We start from the raw sequence: 20217 nt of genomic DNA on the forward strand, positions 1-20217 counted from the left end.
AAGATTTTGGACTCAAAGGGGCTAGCTGCAAAAGAGCTTTAATAACTGCCTTTTGTAAAATATTGTATTGATAATTATATATAAACTAGAATACAACACAATAATTTATCAGCTCTATTGAGTTCACAAAACGGATTATATTTTAATTTATTTCAAAATCAATCTCACCATTTTTACAATCAATATAAACTTTCCCACCCTTATTAAGCCTGCCAAACAAAATTTCATCTGCTAGATTTTTCTTAATATTGTTATCAATCACTCTTTCTAGTGGGCGTGCGCCATTTAATTGATCAAAACCTTTTTCAATTAAGAAGCTTACCGCATTATCTGACAAATCAATTTCAACATGTTTAGTAAGTAACTGCTCTTTTAGTTGCTCGATAAATTTATTTACCACGTGGTTAATAGTATCATTAGTTAATGGTTCAAACGGAATTATAGCATCCAGCCTATTTAAAAATTCAGGAGTAAATACGCGATTAATAGCTTCTTTTGAATCGTTACCGCTAATATCTCGGCTAAAACCCATTGGAGCTTTGGTTAATTCTTTTGCTCCAACATTAGAAGTCATAATTATAATAGTATTACAGAAGCTTATTTGTTTTCCTGTATGGTCAGTAAGATTACCATAATCCATCACTTGTAATAATATGTTATAGATATCTGAATCGGCCTTCTCAATTTCATCAAACAATACTACTGAATAGGGAGTTTTAGTAACGGCATCAGTTAAAATTCCCCCTTGGTCAAACCCTACATATCCTGGAGGAGTACCTATAAGTTTTGAGATAGAATGACGTTCCATATATTCTGACATATCAATACGAATAAGTTCCATATCAATAAAGCTAGATAGCTTTTTAGCGAGCTCGGTTTTGCCTACGCCGGTAGGTCCAGAGAATAAATAACAGCCAATAGGCTTTTTAGTTTGCCTAAGTCCTGCGCGAGAGAGTTTGATTGCAGAGCATAAAGCTTCAATTGCTTTATCTTGACCATAAATGGTTTGCTTTAAATTTGATTCTAAATTCTGTAGTTTATGAGATTCATCTTGGGTTAAAGATTGAATTGGTACATTGGCAATTTTGGCAACAATTCTTTCTATATCGTCAATTGTAACATATTTACGTTTTTTGTTAGAATTAAGCTTAACATGTGCGCCTGCCTCATCCATAACATCAATTGCTTTATCCGGTAATTGTTTTTGATTGATGTAACGGTCAGCTAATTGTACAGCGGCTTCTATAGTGCCGTCTTTGTAATTAATTTTATGGAACTTTTCATAATGACCTTTTAACCCATAAAGAATTTTGATGCTCTCAGGTATAGAAGTAGATTCTACTACAATTTTTTGAAATCTTCTTACTAAAGCATGATCTTTTTCAAAATGATTGGAATATTCTTTAAAAGTTGTAGAGCCTATGCATCTAAAGTTTCCGCGGCTTAAAGCTGGTTTAAGTAGGTTGCTTGCGTCAAGCGATCCTCCAGAGGTTGCACCTGCACCAATGATAGTATGAATTTCATCAATAAAGAGAATTGATTCGGGTAGTTTTTCAATTTCGCGTATTACTGATTTGATTCTTTCTTCAAAATCTCCGCGATATCTAGTGCCAGCAAGTAAGGCACCCATGTCTAAAGAATAAATGACAGCTTTGTGTAAACTGTGTGGCACTTGCTTGTTTACTATCCTTTGAGCAAGTCCCTCTACCATAGCAGTTTTACCTACGCCTGGATCACCTATAAATAATGGATTATTTTTACTACGGCGTGAAAGGATTTCAATAGCACGGCCCACTTCGTTTTCACGTCCTATTAGTGGATCTATTTCGCCTTGTATGGCCTGCTTGTTAACATTTACGCAATATAAGTCAAGAGGATTATTGCTTGGTTTGGCTTCTTTAATGCTAGGGGTGGGGTTAATTATCTCAAATTTATGTGTTTTGCCTGAATTATTATTGGGTTCATTTTGACTGTTATCATTTAAATTTAAGTGATATTGTTGGTTGCTCGCTGTCTGTTGTTTGGTAACACCATGCATTAAATAATTAAGTACATCTAATTTAGTAATATGATGTTCGTTCATACAAATTACTGCAAAAGAATCCTGCTCATTAAAAATTTCAGCAAATACATGAATTCCACATACCTCTTTTTGTCCAGCATTATGAGCGTTGATGGTTGCTCGGTGAACAATTTTTTGTAAAGATTCTGAGAGACCAATTTCAAAGGGGAGTTGAAGATTTTGGATATTTAAACCTTTGGTATGGCTTAGATAGTTTTTAAGCTTATTAATCACTACTTCTGGATTAACTCCGCATCCACGGATGATAGAATATACGTCTGGATCATCAAGTAAAGCAAGTAATAAATGCTCAATTAACGCAAACTGATGCTTAAAATCCCTAGCATATTCTATGGTTCTATTTAAGCATAATTCCAAGCTTCTTGAAATCATATTGACTCTTTGGTTAAACAATTAATAATTAAATTATTACCTGTTCAAAAAGATAACTCAAGTTAAATTTTTACTTAAATATGAAAAACTTAATAAATTTATAATGTGGTAACTTTATTAGTTTTGGGAGGTTAAATTAGCCTTAATGGTTAGTTGTAGAGGTAAGCGATAATTCATGCATTATTGGAGATAGAATATCTAATATATTAATTGTTATAGGGTGGCATAGTACTTTAAGTATAATATGGTTTGCTTGGGCGCATGTATTTTACGAAGTGAAAATATTTTAATTTTTATAAATAACTGCTATTTGATAATATTGTTAGATGAAAATGAATAAATATTTTAATGATTACAGGCAATAATGCTATGACAATAGGTTTTATTTAAGAACACTTCACACAGCCTATTGCTGGCTGCTCTGCAATAGTAATATGATATTTTATGAATTAAAAGTTATGAGTTTTAAAAAATATTGCAAATAACATTATTGCTCAATTTCTACAGGAATATGAAAATGATAATGATAATCTTTTGGAAAGTGCATAGGTATTGGAAGAAATTTATGAAGATGTTTTAATATTTTGATTAAGTTTTGATTTGATATTTCATCTTCGCTTTCTTCGGCTAATATTATATTTTCTATATCTCCATCTTTATTTAGAGTGAATTGTAAAATAAATTTTCCATTTACTTGATAAGCATCTACATGTTTTTCAAGTACCATGCCTACTTGGTTGGTAAGCTGATCTTCATAATTTTTTAAAATTTCTTTGCTGGATTGTTGAATTTTATCAGATTGTTCTGAGATTAGATTGCGGGGGTTTTTAGTACTAGTTTTGATTGTTTCATTAAGTTTTTTGTTGCTAGCTTCGTTTTCTGAAGGAATGGAGAGATAATTTAAATAAACAATATTTTCTAAAGGTTTGTTATCAATAATTTTATGATGAATAAATATTTCAAAAAAAATAGGTACAATAATAATTAAATGAAATGCTATTGAAAATAGCCAAAAATGATGAGATTTTAAAACTATCTGCTCACGGGTCAGTAAGTTGAATAAATTAAAAAAGTCCGGCTTGTAATGCCGGACATTCTCAAGTTTATTTTTTAGCGGGCTCAGCGTTAACATTGTTTTTTGGAGCTACTGGAGTAATTTCAATTTTTTGGCTTTTATATAATTCTTGCATATATTCACCAATTTGTTGAGCTTGAATCTCATTTAATATTTGAGCCTTCACATTTTCAAATTTTGGAGGAGGAGACATTTTTTTGTCCTCAACATACACTATATGCCAACCAAAGTCAGTTTTAAAAGGTTTAGAAATTGTTTTAGGTTTGGTATCAAAAGCAACTTTTTCAAATTCAGGAGTCATTTGCCCTTTACGAAAATACCCTAAAGCGCCTCCGTTAGTTTTAGCTGAAGGGTCATTAGAACTTTCTTTGGCAATTTCTGCAAATTGGTCTGGATTTTTGATTACTTTGCTATAAATCTCATTTGCTTCTTCTTCACTTTTGGCAAGAATATGGCTTGCTTTAACTTCTTCTTCTTCCTTAAAGCGTTCTTTGTAAATTTCTAAAGCTTTTTTTTCACTTTGCTTAGCATCGATTTTAGATTGTAAAAACTCATTACTTACCAAGTTTTCTTTTAAAGCTTGTACTTGTACTTCCACATTAGGGCTTGGCTTGAATTTTGTTTTTTCCATCTCTGCCTTAATGAGTTTTGATGCTAAATAACCTTTAATGAGATTTTCTTGTACTTGCTCAGGAAGTTCGGCTATTGAATTTTTGCCTTCAATCATCATACCGCGGTTAATTTTTTTGATAAATTGATCTACTTCTTCTACGGTAATATTTTGATCATTAATTTTAGCAATTACTTGCGCTTGTGCTGCGGAAAACGCATAAAGAGAAATGGAAATTATTGCAGCAGAAGAAATAAGCTTTAATTTTTTATTCAGTTTCATGTATAAAACATCCTTAGTTAAAATTTATCTAAAATATTAGTAACTTATAATGTAATATGCAACATGAAAAACTACAACTTTATAAAGTTTTTACAAAATTTTGTTGGTAAATGGGTAAAAGTAAAGTATGGTTGATTTCTAAAATTTGAACAAAGAAGATTAGAAAATCTAGGGGTAAGCCGTGTTAAAATTTATCGGTAATAAAATATTTGGAACAGCAAATCAAAGATATTTAACAACACTTAAGCCAATTTTAAATCAAATTAATGAGTTTGAACCGCAAATTTCACAACTAAGCGATGAGGAATTGCAAGCTAAAACAAATTATTTTAAAGAATTGTTAGCAAAAGGTTCGTCCTTAGATGATATATTGCCAGAAAGCTTTGCGGTAGTAAGAGAGGCTTCCAAAAGAGTTCTTGGTCAAAGACATTATGATGAGCAGCTTATTGGTGGGAGAGTTCTTCACCATGGAAATATTGCCGAAATGAGAACTGGTGAAGGTAAGACTTTGGTAGCAACTTTGCCTGCATATTTAAATGCTTTGTCTGGTAAAGGTGTGCATGTAGTTACGGTCAATGATTATTTAGCCAAGCGTGATGCTGAATGGATGGGCAAAATTTATCGTTTTTTAGGGCTTAGTGTTGGTTGTATTACTAACCAGGTAAGCGATAGAGAACGTAAAGAAGCTTATCAATGTGATATAACTTACGGTACTAATAATGAATTCGGTTTTGATTATCTACGTGATAATATGCGTTATAATTTGGCCGATATGGTGCAGAGAGATTTAAATTTTGCTATAATTGATGAAGTAGATTCTATTCTCATTGATGAGGCTAGAACTCCATTAATTATCTCTGGACCGAGTGATGATAAATCAGATTTATATCTAAAAGTAGATAAATTGATGAAGCATATTACCCCTGAACATTATGATATGGATGAGAAAAATAAAACTCTCTATCTAAATGATGAGGGAATGAATGTGGTTGAAGAATTGTTGCTACAAGAGGGTATTATTGATTCGAATCTTTACGATGATATTAATATACATGTTTTGGGTCATATAAATCAAGCTTTACGCGCACATTTTATAATGAAGAAAGATGTGGATTATATTGTCCGTAGCCATAAAGTAATGATTGTGGATGAATTTACCGGTAGGGTTCTTGATGGTAGAAGATATTCCGAAGGTTTGCACCAAGCTTTGGAAGCTAAAGAAAATGTTCCTATCCAGAATGAAAATCAAACATTAGCTTCTATTACCTTCCAAAATTACTTTAGGCTTTATAATAAGATTTCCGGTATGACTGGTACTGCTATGACTGAAGCGCCGGAATTTAAAGAAATATATAATCTTAGCGTATATGAGATACCGACCCATCTTCCAGTAAAACGTCAGGATGAGGATGATGAAGTTTATCGTACTGAAAAGGAAAAATTTAATGCGATTATTAAATTAGTTGAAGCAAGGCATAAGGCTAATCAGCCGATTTTAATTGGGACTACTAGTATTGAAAAATCTGAAACATTATCTGAACTACTTAAAAAGGCTAATGTAAAGCACCAAGTGCTAAATGCTAAATATCATGAGCAAGAAGCGCAAATTATTGCTCAAGCTGGTAGAAAGGGTGCGGTAATGATTGCCACTAATATGGCTGGACGTGGTACTGACATTGTCCTGGGAGGTAATTTAGAAAAGTTGCTTTTAGAGACTACTCAAAATATCTCTGATCCAAATAAAGTTAATGAAATTACTGCTCAGATTAAAGAGCAACATGCATTGGAAAAGCAAGAAGTAATGGACGCTGGTGGATTGTTGGTGATTGGTACTGAACGCCATGAGAGTAGGAGGGTTGATAACCAGCTGAGAGGGCGCTCTGGAAGACAGGGTGATCCGGGATATACTAAGTTTTTCCTATCTTTAGAAGATGACTTGATGCGTATTTTTGGTACAGAAAGATTATCTGCCACTATGCTAAGGCTCGGTATGGAAGAGGGGGTAGCTCTTTCTCATCCATGGGTTACTAAAGCGTTACAAAAAGCTCAGTTTAAAGTGGAAGCGCGCAATTATGATATTAGAAAAAATTTATTAAAATATGACGATGTAATGAATCAACAACGCCATATTATCTATGATCAGCGTATGGAGTTTATTAATTCAGAAAACCTTGAGGATTCATTCCTTGAGCAGTTGCATGATGTGATTACTTTATTAGTCAATGAGCATACCTCAGCTAAAAAATTGCCAGAATTTTGGGATTTAGAAGGTTTAGTTCACAGGCTAAATAAGATATTTAATAAAGAATATACTGAGGAGCAGATTCTTGAACTTGCTGACTTAACTCCTGATTCATTGATAAATTATCTATATACTGAACTGAAACAGTATTTTGATGAGCAGGTTTCTCAATATGGCCAAGAAGTAGTAATATTTGCAATCAAAAGATTTTTCTTATTAAATTTAGATCATTTATGGAAAGAGCATTTATTAGCCTTAGATCATTTAAGGCAGGGAATAGGTCTACGTGCTTATGGCCAAAAAGACCCGTTGAATGAGTACAAGGTAGAATCTTTTAGAATGTTTAAGGCATTGCTTGAAATGTGGAAAATTACTGTAATGGAACGGTTCTATCGTATGAAAATTTCATTTCAAGAGCCTGAAGAAACCAAAGTGATAACCCAAATTGCTTCTGTTACTTCAGAAAAAACAGGGCGTAATTCACCATGTGGTTGTGGATCTGGTAAGAAATATAAATATTGCTGTGGAAAAGTTATGGCTTAATGGGATTGTAGCTATTAACAAGGCTGGTTTTAGCTTTTATTGGCAAGACCAGCCTTTTTATATGAACTAAAGTGTAATGCCTTTGGATATCGTTTCGTTGCCAATATTCCATCTTTGCTTGAGATGATGCTTTTTAATATCTTCATGAGATTTTATAGTTTTTTCTGCGGTATAATACATTGGTAAGTAGGATTTTAAATCTTCCTGAAATATCTTGATTAGTTCATCCTTTACTTGGGCATCACCTTGATTAACTAGGTGAGATAAAGTGTACACTTTATCTGCAATTTGCCCATTACCTAGCATTGTTATTAAGGCTTTAATAAAATTAATACCATATAGAACGCAATTTTCATCATCTGGTGTTGTTTGTAAGTTATGAGAAGCATCAATAATCGGAATTTTTTTCAGGAGTGCAAAGCGTTGTAGCGAGCTAGTATTATTACGCTGAATGCTAAGCTCTATAATATTATTAGGATCATTTGAAAAACAATCATTGTTGCCTATAAGGGATTTCGTACCATCAGCTGAAATTATTACTTCTTCAGTGATGCCATCGTATGATGGAAAATAATCCTCTATCATGGCAGCAATATTAAATTTAGCTGTATAATATATTTGATTACTTGCAAAGTTAAATCTTCCTGAAATAAAATCAACGTAACCTTCGTCTATACGAGAATTAATTAAAATGCTAGTTAGTGCTTTATTGTTTTGTGAGTCAAGAATATGAACTATAGTGGTTGCATGGCCATCTTTCCAATTAGGAGTAATGACAAACCGTAAATTAGGAAGAGCATCTAGCCTTGCTGTATGCTCTGGTTCTGCAGTTTGATCATATTTTCTTAATAAAATAGTTGTTATAAAGGTTCTAATTTGATAAATATCCTTTACAGTATCTACCAGGATGCCTTGCTGTAAGGCATCAGAGCGTAATTGTACAAAGGTAGTTGTGAGTTTGTGATCTGTGCCAACTTTATAAAAGCTATCACTTGTAGCTCGGTCACGATACGGAATGAGAGTTTTAAGTAATTGATAAATTTTTAATTCATAATAATCAGAATTGAACTTGTCTTGCTCGTCAGGATGGCTAGTTAAGTTAGGGCGATATTCAAGAAATTCTACTTGCTCTGCACTTCTTGTTAAATATTCTAGAATGGTCGGATTATCAAAAAATTGCTTGAGTAGCTCTTGGTAGTAAAATTTATTACGGCTATCAGTAGCAAATAATTGTTTAAGTTTAATACCGTGTTCTTGTTTAAACTGCTTAATTGTATTAACAAAATCTTCTCTAGTAATATAAAAAGGATTATTTTTGCTCATATATAGTGTTAATATAGTTTTATCGGTTAATAAATTAACTGTATGGCTTTTTTGCCAAAAAAGCCATCTTTAAATAAAGTATACAATTAGAAAATTGCATTTTATCTATAAAAAATACTAAAATTAGTAGGCGTACAACAGCAAAAGATGGAACGAGTGGGGTGCAGGTTTAGAGGCCTTTAGTCCGGAAGATTGGCGAATTACATTGCCACCTAAACAGATAGTAAGCGCCTTAGCCAGAATATCGAAGGGTTATTACAAGCAGTTGGTTATTTTTTTGTTTGGGTAAATATTTATAAATAAAGGATTAGCATAACACTTTATAAACTACCTTTATAAGTCATTTTTCTCTTATTGAAAATACATATGAGTTTAAGAATTTTTAGCAAAATAATGTTAAAAATCATTGTAAAAACTAAAGTTAATGTCAAAATTTGCCTATGTATTCAAATTGTAGATACTGCGCTTCATCGGCTATATTGTTCAAAAAACTGCATTTTTATGCTGATTTAGAAGCAAGCATAGTTTTTAATTGGCAAATTTATCCAGGCTAGCAAAGATATGTAACCAGATTAATGGCTACAACATAATATAAAACAAACCTTTATAAAAATATAGAAAGTTATAGCAAGTTTGATAATATCAACTAAACTAGCCTAAATTTTTAAAATACTTAATTTAATATCTATGGAAGCATTTAAGCTAATAAGAAACGAGCCGGAAGCGAAGCAAATGCCTCAAAACTTGCTGGCAGAGCAAATGATGTTAGGGGGATTACTGATTGATAATAATATTATTAACCAAGTAGCTGATTTTTTAGAGTCCAAACATTTTTACCTGCCCATTCATCAACGTATCTACCAGGCAATTTATAATTTGGTTGATAAGGGCTTAATTGCTAATCCAGTAGTGTTAAAGAACCTCTTTGATCGCGATGAAGCGTTAAAAGAAGAAGATGGGGCAGAATATTTAAATCGTATAGCAGCGCTTGCTAGTAGCGAATTTTACTTTGTAGATTATGCCAAGCATATTTTTGATTTAAGCCTCAAAAGAGAATTAATTGAGATTGCCCAAAAGGCAATGCACCAAGCCTACAGCCATGAGGAAATGGAAAGTGCTTTCCAACAGATTGAGCAAATAGAGCAAAGCTTGTTTCGACTTGCCACTCAAGGTAATGCTGAAAGTAACGTACAAAAGCTATCTAAAGGATTGGAATTAGTTATTAAAAAGACTGAAAAGCTTTATCAAAGCGGCAGTAAAATTAGTGGCGTATCTACCGGTTTTAATAGCGTCGATTATTATTTGGGTGGATTCCAAGACTCTGATTTAATTATTTTAGCTGCGCGTCCTTCAATGGGTAAAACCGCTTTGGCGATGAATTTTGCTTATAATGTTGCTCAGAATTATTTTGCACAGCATCAACAAAATAGCGAAGAACCGTTAAAGGGGGTAGCCTTCTTTTCATTAGAAATGTCAGGAGAACAATTAGCCCAAAGATTGCTTTCAATGGCTTCTGAAATTTTTTCACAAAATATTAATAAAGGCGCTTTAAGTCATGAGCAGTTTGATAAGCTGCAGCATACGGTAGCTACAATTAAACATTTGCCAATTTTCATTGATGATACGCCCGCACTAACCATTAGTGCGTTAAAAACTCGAGCTAGAAGAATGAAAAGACAGCATAATGTTAGCATGATTTTTGTAGATTATTTACAATTATTAAGAGGTGTGGGTAGCTCAAAAGAACGGAACCGGGTACAGGAAATTTCAGAAATTACACAAGGCTTAAAAGCGATTGCTAAAGAGATTAACGTGCCGGTAATGGCTTTATCCCAGCTTTCAAGGGACGTAGAAAAAAGGGAAGATAAGCGCCCGTTATTGTCTGATCTTAGGGAGTCAGGAAGTATTGAGCAAGACGCTGATATTGTAATGTTTATTTACAGAGAAAGCTACTATCTTGACCGTAAAAAAGGTAAGCAAGATACAGAACATAGAAACTCCGCTGAATTCCAGCATGAAGAAACTATTGCTCAAAAAACAGCAGATGTTATTATTGCAAAACATAGAAGTGGTCCGATTGGAGATGCTAAACTTTGTTTTGATGCCGCTTTAACCAAATTTAGTGATTTTAACCGTAATTCAATTTAAAAGATTAGTTTTATCATGACTTTTATTTCCCCGCCAGAATTAGTAGTTAATTTAAATAACATTATTACAAATTATAAGATTTATGAGCGGATTCTTTCACCTACAGCGTCTTCAGCAGTGGTAAAAGCTAATGCTTATGGGGTAGGGGTTAGCCAAGTGGCTAGGACTTTATATACTCAGGCAAATTGTAAGCAATTTTTTGTTGCTACTTTAAGTGAGGGGATAGAGCTTAGAAATTATTTAGGAAACAATGCAGCAATTTATGTTTTTAGTGGGGTGTTTCAAAATGAAGTTAAGGAATTTGATAATTTTAATTTGATTCCTGTGCTGAATGATTGGTATCAATTAGAAATTTGGATGAGTTATGCTAAACAACTTTCTAAAAAATTACCGGCAGTAATTCATTTTGATACTGGTATGAATAGGCTTGGATTTAATATGAACGATGCAACTAAGCTTAGTGAAAATGATTTTAGCTCTATTGACTTAAGATATGTGATGAGTCATTTAGCTTCCGCGGATGAAAGAGAGAGCGCGCAGAATAGATTCCAACTGAGACAGTTCCAACAAATTGCGAATAAATTCCCATCAACCCTAAAAAGTTTTGTGAATTCTGCAGGGTCGACGTTAGGTAAAGAATATTACTATGATCTTGCTCGTATTGGTAAAGGACTATATGGACCTAGCAAGGTATTAGGGCTAGACCATCCAGATTTGCAAATTGCGGTTAGTCTTAATGCACCAATTTTGCAAATCAGAAACGTAGATGAATTTGGCCAGGTTGGTTATAATGCTACTTATAAAGTTAAAAAAGATTCTACGCTTGCAACCATTGGCATTGGTTATGCGGATGGTTATTTAAGGTCATTTAGTAACCGCGGGCGAGTTTATTATAAAGGTTATTTCTTACCGGTGGTGGGAAGGGTGTCAATGGATTATATGGTGGTTGATATTTCTCAAGTACCAGAAAATTTGATTCATATTGGTGATATGGTGGAAATATTAGGCAAAAATATAACATATGAGATGATTTTTTATACCTCTTCTACTAGTACTTATGAATTATTTACTAGACTATCAGGCAGAATTGAGAAAAAATATTTCTTAAACAATCAAGAAGTTATAAATAATAATGCAAAACTTGTTACGAAATTTGGGTAAAATTACCCTGCAGCTTGCTGGGACGGTTGGTAAGGTTAGTCATTTTGGTCTAAAAGCCATTTTAGCCATTTTTGATTTTAAAAATTTTTATCCTAAAGAAGTATTAAAACAATTATTTAGTATTGGATATTGTTCTATACCAGTAGTAGCCATAACTGCGATTTTTACTGGTGCTGTGCTTGCTTTGCAATCTTATAGCGGGTTTAGTCGCTTTTCTGCTGAAAGTGCTATTCCTACAGTGGTAATTTTATCTATTGCCCGCGAGTTGGGTCCGGTACTTGCTGGCCTGATGGTTGCAGGTAGAGTGGGAGCGGCGATTGCAGCAGAAATTGGAACTATGCGTGTGACCGAGCAAATTGATGCCTTAATTACTCTTTCAACTAAACCAATTAATTATTTAGTAACTCCACGGATTATTGCTGCTACTATTACTTTACCGTTACTGGTGGTGATCGCAGATATCATTGGTGTGTTTGGTGGTTATTTTGTTAGTACTAAAGTGCTTTCATTTGGTGAAGTGGCCTATATTAAAAATAGTTTTGAATATTTAGAAACAATTGATGTGATTTCAGGAATGGTAAAAGCTGCAGTTTTCGGGTTTATGGTGGCATTAATGGGATGCTTTAATGGCTTTAATTGTGGTAAGGGCGCCCAAGGTGTAGGCATTGCTACTACTAATGCAGTGGTAACTGCCTCTATTCTTATTTTATGTAGTAACTATTTCCTCACTCAAGTATTTTTTACGAATTAATTATGACAAGCAATATGATTGATAATGATGTAATTATCGAAGTTAAAAATTTATCTAAATCTTTTGGTTCTAAAAAGGTTTTAAATAATATTTCTTTAGAGATTAAACGCGGTGAATCAATAGTAATTATTGGTGCTTCAGGAACCGGTAAATCAGTATTCTTAAAAAATTTAATCGGACTGATTACCCCTGATCAAGGCGAAGTGTTTATCAATAAGCAGGATTTTTATAAGCTCAGCAATATCAATAAACTAGATGTAATGAATAGAATAGGAGTTCTTTTCCAAGGTGGAGCTCTGTTTGATAGCTTGAAGATCTGGGAAAATGTAGCTTTTGCTCTATTGCATAATTTTAAATTTAGTAAAGAACGCGCTAAAGAAATAGCAATTGAAAAATTAAAACAAGTAGGTCTCAACGGTAATGTGGCAGATCTTTATCCTGCAGAGCTTTCCGGAGGGATGCAAAAACGTGCAGCTCTTGCTAGGGCAATTGCAGCTGATCCGGAAATTATATTATTTGATGAGCCAACTTCAGGGCTCGATCCAATTAATACCAACCTTATTAATGAACTAATTTTAGAATGTACCCAAAAAATTGGAGCGACTACGGTTACTATTACTCATGATATGAGCAGTGTAACCAAGATTGCTTCGCGGGTTGCTATGTTACACGGCGGTAATATTGTATGGCAAGGTACTCAAGAAAACTTATATTCTTCAGGCAATGAATTTGTAAATCAATTTATACATGGCGAAACTAAAGGACCTATTGTACCGGTTTAAAGTCTTCTTTTGAATGTTATTTGGAAAGCTACTTTTGTGCTTTACTAGATAAGTTAATAAATTAGTTAAATTTATTAACTACATTGCTGCTATACTTTTTTAAATGATATGTGTATCCCTTAGGAAAGTCTATATTGATAATCAATGAGCACAATAAACTAGCAATAATCAAAATATAGGTTGGATTTGAAGATACCCTTTAGAATCCTGATTTTTTATCATTATCCAATTGCACAATGTACTAAAAAAATAATTAGCAAAGGTGCAAAGGTAATGTGTTGCGACGAAGATCATGCTGTAGCAAGATGAAGCTATTAATAATTTGCAGAGGTTAGCTTTTAATAAGTTTTACTCCTTATATTAGTTGTAAGTATTTATATAGGGAGTCGTAGTAATTTAGATTATCTGCCCAACCATAATTAGTATCAATGTAATGTTCTAAGTTTTTATTAGAGTTAAAAATTAGCTGAGCTTTTTTAGGAATACATGAGCTATCAGCCAATACTTTATTAATATAGCCAATATTATCTTTGTAATCTTCTAAAGAATTTTCAAGTATATCCAAAGAAAAAGAACAATTAATAAATATTAAAGGATTTTCAAGCTTATCAACAAATAATGAGTTTCTCATATCGCATTCATACAAAGGAGATGTAAAGCGACAATGTTCAAAGGAGGAGTTCTGAAAATTGTTTTTAAAACATTCATTAAAAATACAATTCTCAAAAATAATCCCAGATAAATTTAAGTTATTCAAAGAAAAGCCTGAGAAATCAAAGTTGCAAACGCTAACTTCTTCTGTGAAATTTATATTAGATTCCTGTAAATACATTAATTTAATAAAAATTTTTAAAGATAAAGATCTAGAGCTATTTAAAAACTGATTGATATAATAGTGATTGACTATCATTTTCTACCTTTCAAAAAAGTTCCCTTAACTCAACCTTTAGTATAAAATATTTTATAAGTCTATAAAACTTTTTATATTTTTATAAAATTTTTTTATTATTAAAAAAGATTTATTTAAAAGTAAATATTTTATAGACATAACATATAGTATAGTACTATATTAGTTTTCCGAATCATCCTCTTTTTAAATGCAAAGTAACTAAAAGTATGACTTTAAACCGAACCAAGCTAGAGAAAAATTATGGCTGTATGGCTGATATTTTAAAGAAGCTTATTCATAAACATAATATGTCTATAGCCAAATTAAGTAGAGCTACTAATATTACTGCGGCTTGCCTATATAACATATTAGACGCAGCCCATACACCTAGATTAGATTCAATAATTTCTTTAGCAGAGCATTTTGAAATTACTATTGGCCAGCTACTAGGCATGGAACCATTAAATAAGGAAATTTCAGATAATGAAGATACTGGCTTAATTTCAGTACCTTTAATAGATGATGACAAGTATCAGGATATTATCCTTAATAATAAAGGCATTAATAATATTCAAAGTAAATATTTGATAAGCAAAACGCTTCCCGATATTATTTTAGCTTATCAATTAAAGCAAGATTACTATTCTCCTTTTACTTCCGGGGCTATTTTGATCATTTCATTACCTATCTTCATAAAAAATAATGATATATTATTAATTGATATCAAAAGTATTCTAACATTGAAAATTGTTGCCACTGAGAATAATACATTTTTCTTTAAATCATTAGCAGAGTCTAAAGTTGAAGAAATGGGAAATTATAAAATTATTGGTATTGTAAAAAAAATAATTCAAACATAAATTGTATTTTAGCATCAATTATTCATCAACTTTCATTGATAACCAATTAAGTAACATCTTAAGATTAATATAATACTCGCCTGCGAACTGGTAGGGTGAAGCAGAACCTTGTTGAGAGGTTAATGCTCTAATTATTATGTTTATAGTTAAATTTAAAGAGTTATAGTCTGATTAACAGATAAAGGTATTGTGTTTATTCTTGTCTCTTGGGTAATATTTTCAATCTAAAATATATAAAGTCAACTACAACCTACCACGTGCTATAGAACTTCTGGATTTCTTGATATCTTCCGCATGAGTTTTGCCTGGTGCAGATGGTTGCTGGGTTGCCATTGTTTTTGCTGTCGTATGCTGTATGTTGCCTGGTAAGTTATTAAGAGGCGCGCTAAAATCTTTTACTAGTTGATCCATTACTGTCTTGTTAGGAAGAGTTAACTTAAATTCAATCTCGACTCTATTCTTCATGGCGTATGACCTGTAAGTTGTTTTTATAAATGAAACTGGCAACTTGAGCAAAAACTTTAACTTGATGAGGTGTTGTTAGTTGGTTAAAGATTTTGTTATTTGAAATTCTATCGTTAATTTCAGAACTTTGTAGACCGTCCATTACTGATTTTTTGCTAAGAAGATTTTCGATTAGTTGATCTTGTTTATCGCTGATTAAATCAAACAGTTTTTTATGATCTAAAATTAATTCTTCATATTCTTCTTCATACATAGTGGTGATATATTCAGCAAATTGAGCTAAGCTATCATTATCTATATTAAATATTTCATCAAGATTAGTGTTCAATAACAAAAAATCTTGAATTTTTTTTATTAAACTTAAAGTAGCAGCAGTTTTCTTGGAGCTATCTGACTGCACTTTAGGTTTGTGGTAATTCATAAAAAATGACATACTATTACCAAATAGTTATATTTTTAACCTTTGTGTTGATTGTAAACAGATTGATTAAAGTTGTAAATAGGTAAAGTTATTAAATTTTATAATAAATTTAAATTTTTAACAAATTTGTCAATTACTGCGTTTATAAACTTGGTAAGAGAAGGATCAGCAAATGAAGCTGCCACATTAGTATATTCATTAATAATAACTTTAGGCGGAACAGAGCCTTTAAACTCTTTGGCTTCACATGCGGCAGTAAGTAAGATTGCTTGATATAGTTTATCAAGCTGTTCAAAACTTTTGCCGTTTGCTAGAAATGGAGCGAGCTCTATTTTGGCTTCAGTGGTATGAAATTTAATGGCTTTAGTTAGATTATAATAATGTTTTTTATCAGGTTTTTCTACGATGCTCTCAGAAAACATTTTGTTTAAGGTTAAGATGTTTTCAGGGTCACTCTCTTTATTGATCAGTAGCAAGCTATAACAAAATTGAATTGCAGCAAGTCGTGCTGCAGCTTTTTTAGCTTGTGTTAGTTTTTTTTGCTCTTCAGGGGTAATTTGTTGTATGTTATCGGTCACTTCTGCTAATAAATGTAAAAATATTCTTTAAGTTTGATTAGTTCAAGGCAAGCATTAACGGCAAAGCCGCCTTTATTTTTTTGATTAATATCTGCGCGCACTAATGCTTGTGCTTCATTTTCTACTGTTAATAAGCCATAACCAATTGCTAAATTATGCTTAATAGCTAGGTCGCTTAGTCCTTTAAAGGAAAATTCACAAACCATATCATAATGTGTGGTTTCTCCACGGATAACGCAGCCTAAAGCAATATAGCCATCATATTTGCGTTGACCGTGTAATGACATATTAATTACTGAAGGAATTTCTAAAGCCCCAGACACATTAAGTATATCATAATTTAAATCTTGATGTTTTTCGATCTCTTTAACTGCGCCGGTAATTAGCATGCTAGAAATATGATCATAAAAATTAGCATTAACTAACAATAGATTATGTTTCATTTAGTTTACCTAACTACTTGAGCTATTATATTTGCTCAAACTTATATCAAATCCTTTCCAAAACGTCACTATCTTTTAACTAAGCTTTTTTATAAACTCAGTATAAAAGGTAATTTTGGCATCAAAATTTGTTTTGAGTGGTCATTTATGTTTAGGCAATTTCCGTTTCATCAACCGCATTGTTTCTAAAAGCTCTTCTTTTCTTTTGGTTTTATAATAAATTTAGTCATTTTTTATGAGAATTTATTACAGTAAGAGTGGTTTTTATTTTATTAAAATTAGGAGTTGAGCTAGAAACATTAAGTTTTCTATAACCTACTAAGTTTATATCGAACCCTTCCAGAGCGGTAACTATCTTTTGATTGTTACTAATAAGTGTCATATTTTTAATACCAAGATCAATTAAGATTTGAGCTCCAATCCCATAATTTTTAATTTGATGAATGTTAGAATCTTGATTTTTATCACGGTTAATTAGATTATGGCTAATAAGGTCAGTTCTAAGATCTCTGATTAATACGATTACACCGCCTTCCTTAGAGATTATTTCAAAAGACTGGTCTAAGATATGTTGTTTGTGATAGGAAGTATCTTTAATTAAATCTGATAATATATCAATGCTATGCATTCTCACTAGTACAGGCTGTTCAGAAGATATATTGCCTTTGATTAATGCTACATGCTCAATTTGATCAATTAAGTTTTGATAAACTACCGCTTTAAATTCACCATATTGAGTGCTAAGAGTAGATTCACAAATTGGTAAAACTAGCTTTTCATATTTGCGTCTATAAGCAATTAGATCAGCAATTGTACCAATTTTTAAATTGTGGGTTTTGGCAAATTGGATTAACTCCGGCATACGGGCCATTGTGCCGTCATCATGCATTATCTCACAAATGACTCCTGAAGGGCTAAGTCCTGCCAGACGCGCAATATCCACTGAAGCTTCAGTGTGACCTGCGCGAACCAATACCCCACCATTTTGAGCAATAATTGGAAATACATGCCCGGGGGAAACAATATCTTTATCGGTTGCATGCGAGTTGATTGCTGTTTTAATAGTGTGAGCGCGATCATGCGCTGAAATGCCAGTAGTAATCCCACTTGCTGCTTCAATTGAAGTGGTAAAAGCAGTTTTAAACATCGATTGGTTATTATTACTCATCATGTTGAGCTTGAGCTTGTGTGCTTGTTCTTGATTAATTGTGAGGCATACAAGTCCACGACCATATTTAGTCATGAAATTAATAGTATGGCTATCGGCAAACTGAGCAGGAATAACTAAATCCCCTTCGTTTTCACGGTTAGGGTCGTCTACCAGAATAAACATCCGGCCGGCTTTAGCTTCAGCAATAATTTCATCAATTGAGGAGATCATCAAAATAATATTCTTAAGTTAATTTGCTTATACCAAAATTTAGAGAGATGTTAAATTAAAATTCTATAAAATTATTACTTGCTAATTAGTTAGCAATTTTAAAAGAGCCATTATTCAAATCAAAGTAAGAGATAAGAGTGAATATTATTCAACCTAGGTGAAGGGTTAAAGATCGGTTTCATAAGGGGATGAGCTACAGTTATTTATACCATATTTATTAGTATAATTTATATAAAGGTAATTAAAAAATAATAGTAGCTCAAGTGGTCCTATTATCAATAATCGTGCTGCTAGCTTTAATATATCCTCCTTGTTGTATAGTCTCGCAAGTTAGATGATTTAAGAAAAGATCTTAGCATCATCAACTTAGCTTAATGACTATATCGATTATATATTACTGCGGTTTAAATAAATTTTTTTATGGTCTAACTAAATATAATCTGCTTTAGCTGCTTAATATGCTTAATTTCATGAAGTTGAATTTGCTGTTTAGTTAGGGTATCTCTTAATTCATTATCTTTAGTAAATTTAGGGGTAATTATATTTTTAAAACCAAGTTTTACGGATTCTTTAACTCTGGTTTCAAGATGTTGAACCGTACGCACTTCACCTGAAAGGCCAACTTCTCCTATAAATACTGAGTTTTCTATGATCGGTTGGTTGGTGGCTGCAGAAATTAAAGCAGCTGCTGCTGATAGATCCATGGCTGGCTCGCTAATTTTAAGTCCTGACATTACATTTAAATAAAGTTCTTTATCAGTTAAGTTGAGTCCAAAGCGTGTGGCAAGTACTGCAATGATCATTGCAAGTCGGTTGTTATCCCAACCTACTACTGCACGTCTAGGAGTGGCCATAAAGGTGGGGGCAACTAATGCTTGAATTTCAGCAAATATTGGCCTAGTTCCTTCAATGCCAGCATAAATACTGCTGCCGCTAATATTTTGGCTTCTTTCGCCAATAAATAGCGAAGAGGGATTGGTTACCTCAATGAGCCCGCTGCCATGCATTTCAAATACACCAATTTCATTAATACTGCCAAAGCGGTTTTTAACCGATCTAAGCAGTCGGTATTGATAGCTGCTTTCACCCTCAAAATAAAGTACGGTATCTACCATATGTTCTAATACTTTAGGACCAGCAATTTGTCCTTCTTTAGTAACATGTCCTACTAAAATAAGAGTAATATTACGTTCTTTAGCAAGACGTATAAGTTCATGTGAGCAGGCCCTAACTTGTGAAACTGTACCTGGGGCAGAACCAATTGCCTCTAAAAATACGGTTTGAATAGAGTCGATGATTAAAAAATCCAGCTGTTCATCTTTCACCTTGTTTAGAATAAGGTCCAAATTAGTGGCAGTAAGTAGCTTAAGCCCAGAATTGTTGATGTTAAGTCTTTTTGCTCTTAGGGTAATTTGAGAGGCGGATTCTTCACCTGATACATAAATAACTTTATGATTATGGCTAGATAATTTAGCAGTTATTTGTAGCAATAAAGTGGATTTACCAATGCCTGGATCACCCCCAATTAATACTGCAGAACCAGGTACAAACCCACCTCCTAATACTTGATTTAGCTCTTGGTAATATGAATTAATTCTGGTTTGCTCAGCTATTTCTTGGTTTATATCAAAAAATTGGATTTGATTATTATTAAGTTTATTAACTTTGCTAGCATAAAAGCTAGTATTGTCGTTAATTGCTTCTTCGATTATGCTGTTCCAGGCGCCACAATCAGGGCATTTACCTTGCCATTTTTGGCTAACACTGCCGCATTCTTGGCAGATATATTGGCTGCTTTTTTTTGCCAT

At 32.7% G+C, this 20217-nt stretch carries 17 protein-coding genes; 6 read left to right on the plus strand and 11 right to left on the minus strand.

Annotated features, from left to right (window positions below; genetic code table 11):
- Positions 1-142: 142 nt before the first annotated feature.
- From clpA to EF513_RS05065, 3 genes are all read right to left on the minus strand, one after another.
- Positions 143-2455: an ATP-dependent Clp protease ATP-binding subunit ClpA gene (clpA, locus tag EF513_RS05055; RefSeq protein WP_125216324.1), complete on the minus strand. Its 2313-nt coding sequence runs from the start codon at positions 2453-2455 to the stop codon at positions 143-145.
- A gap of 487 nt (positions 2456-2942) precedes the next feature.
- Positions 2943-3587 (minus strand): hypothetical protein, encoded by a 645-nt coding sequence (locus EF513_RS05060; RefSeq protein WP_125216325.1) that lies wholly within the window; start codon positions 3585-3587, stop codon positions 2943-2945.
- Positions 3559-4422: a peptidylprolyl isomerase gene (locus EF513_RS05065; RefSeq protein WP_125216326.1), complete on the minus strand. Its 864-nt coding sequence runs from the start codon at positions 4420-4422 to the stop codon at positions 3559-3561. Before EF513_RS05065 ends, EF513_RS05060 begins: the two co-directional genes overlap by 29 nt.
- A gap of 181 nt (positions 4423-4603) precedes the next feature.
- On the opposite strand from EF513_RS05065, the gene secA reads away from it, so the two are divergent.
- A complete protein-coding gene (secA, locus tag EF513_RS05070) occupies positions 4604-7207 on the plus strand; it encodes a preprotein translocase subunit SecA (protein ID WP_125216327.1) in 2604 nt (867 codons plus the stop codon).
- Between the two features lie 66 nt (positions 7208-7273).
- Here the strand turns inward: secA and EF513_RS05075 are convergent, their stop codons facing one another.
- A complete protein-coding gene (locus EF513_RS05075; RefSeq protein WP_125216328.1) occupies positions 7274-8530 on the minus strand; it encodes a hypothetical protein in 1257 nt (418 codons plus the stop codon).
- A gap of 687 nt (positions 8531-9217) precedes the next feature.
- Between EF513_RS05075 and EF513_RS05080 the strand changes: the two genes are divergently transcribed.
- From EF513_RS05080 to EF513_RS05095, 4 genes are read left to right on the plus strand one after another with little or no spacing between them, the layout of a single operon-like run.
- Complete coding sequence (locus EF513_RS05080) at positions 9218-10678, plus strand: replicative DNA helicase (RefSeq protein ID WP_125216329.1); 1461 nt, start codon at positions 9218-9220, stop codon at positions 10676-10678.
- 15 nt (positions 10679-10693) lie between these two features.
- Positions 10694-11839 (plus strand): alanine racemase, encoded by a 1146-nt coding sequence (gene alr, locus EF513_RS05085; protein ID WP_125216330.1) that lies wholly within the window; start codon positions 10694-10696, stop codon positions 11837-11839.
- Positions 11808-12590 (plus strand): MlaE family ABC transporter permease, encoded by a 783-nt coding sequence (locus tag EF513_RS05090; protein WP_206425222.1) that lies wholly within the window; start codon positions 11808-11810, stop codon positions 12588-12590. The genes alr and EF513_RS05090 overlap by 32 nt, the downstream gene beginning before the upstream one ends.
- Before the next feature lie 2 nt (positions 12591-12592).
- Positions 12593-13372, plus strand: coding sequence for an ABC transporter ATP-binding protein (locus tag EF513_RS05095; RefSeq protein WP_125216332.1), 780 nt, complete (start codon positions 12593-12595; stop codon positions 13370-13372).
- Positions 13373-13727: 355 nt separating this feature from the next.
- On the opposite strand, the gene EF513_RS05100 is transcribed toward EF513_RS05095, so the two are convergent.
- Complete coding sequence (locus EF513_RS05100; protein WP_125216333.1) at positions 13728-14282, minus strand: hypothetical protein; 555 nt, start codon at positions 14280-14282, stop codon at positions 13728-13730.
- 206 nt (positions 14283-14488) lie between these two features.
- Between EF513_RS05100 and EF513_RS05105 the strand changes: the two genes are divergently transcribed.
- Positions 14489-15121 carry a helix-turn-helix domain-containing protein gene (locus tag EF513_RS05105; RefSeq protein WP_125216334.1) on the plus strand — a complete coding sequence of 211 codons (633 nt, stop codon included), beginning with the start codon at positions 14489-14491 and terminating at the stop codon, positions 15119-15121.
- Positions 15122-15364: 243 nt separating this feature from the next.
- Here the strand turns inward: EF513_RS05105 and EF513_RS05110 are convergent, their stop codons facing one another.
- From EF513_RS05110 to radA, 6 genes are all read right to left on the minus strand, one after another.
- Positions 15365-15586 (minus strand): hypothetical protein, encoded by a 222-nt coding sequence (locus EF513_RS05110; RefSeq protein WP_125216335.1) that lies wholly within the window; start codon positions 15584-15586, stop codon positions 15365-15367.
- Positions 15576-16019 (minus strand): hypothetical protein, encoded by a 444-nt coding sequence (locus EF513_RS05115; RefSeq protein ID WP_125216336.1) that lies wholly within the window; start codon positions 16017-16019, stop codon positions 15576-15578. Before EF513_RS05115 ends, EF513_RS05110 begins: the two co-directional genes overlap by 11 nt.
- An 86-nt stretch (positions 16020-16105) precedes the next feature.
- Positions 16106-16585 carry a transcription antitermination factor NusB gene (locus EF513_RS05120; protein ID WP_164503832.1) on the minus strand — a complete coding sequence of 160 codons (480 nt, stop codon included), beginning with the start codon at positions 16583-16585 and terminating at the stop codon, positions 16106-16108.
- 5 nt (positions 16586-16590) lie between these two features.
- The gene (gene ribH, locus EF513_RS05125; RefSeq protein WP_125216338.1) at positions 16591-17028 is read right to left on the minus strand and encodes a 6,7-dimethyl-8-ribityllumazine synthase; all 438 of its coding nucleotides are present in this window, start codon (positions 17026-17028) and stop codon (positions 16591-16593) included.
- 226 nt (positions 17029-17254) lie between these two features.
- The gene (gene ribB / locus EF513_RS08120) at positions 17255-18409 is read right to left on the minus strand and encodes a 3,4-dihydroxy-2-butanone-4-phosphate synthase (RefSeq protein ID WP_125216339.1); all 1155 of its coding nucleotides are present in this window, start codon (positions 18407-18409) and stop codon (positions 17255-17257) included.
- Between the two features lie 425 nt (positions 18410-18834).
- Complete coding sequence (gene radA, locus EF513_RS05135) at positions 18835-20217, minus strand: DNA repair protein RadA (protein ID WP_125216340.1); 1383 nt, start codon at positions 20215-20217, stop codon at positions 18835-18837.

The sequence above is a fragment of the Rickettsiales endosymbiont of Stachyamoeba lipophora genome (assembly GCF_003932735.1).
GTDB lineage: Bacteria > Pseudomonadota > Alphaproteobacteria > Rickettsiales > 33-17 > RICK01.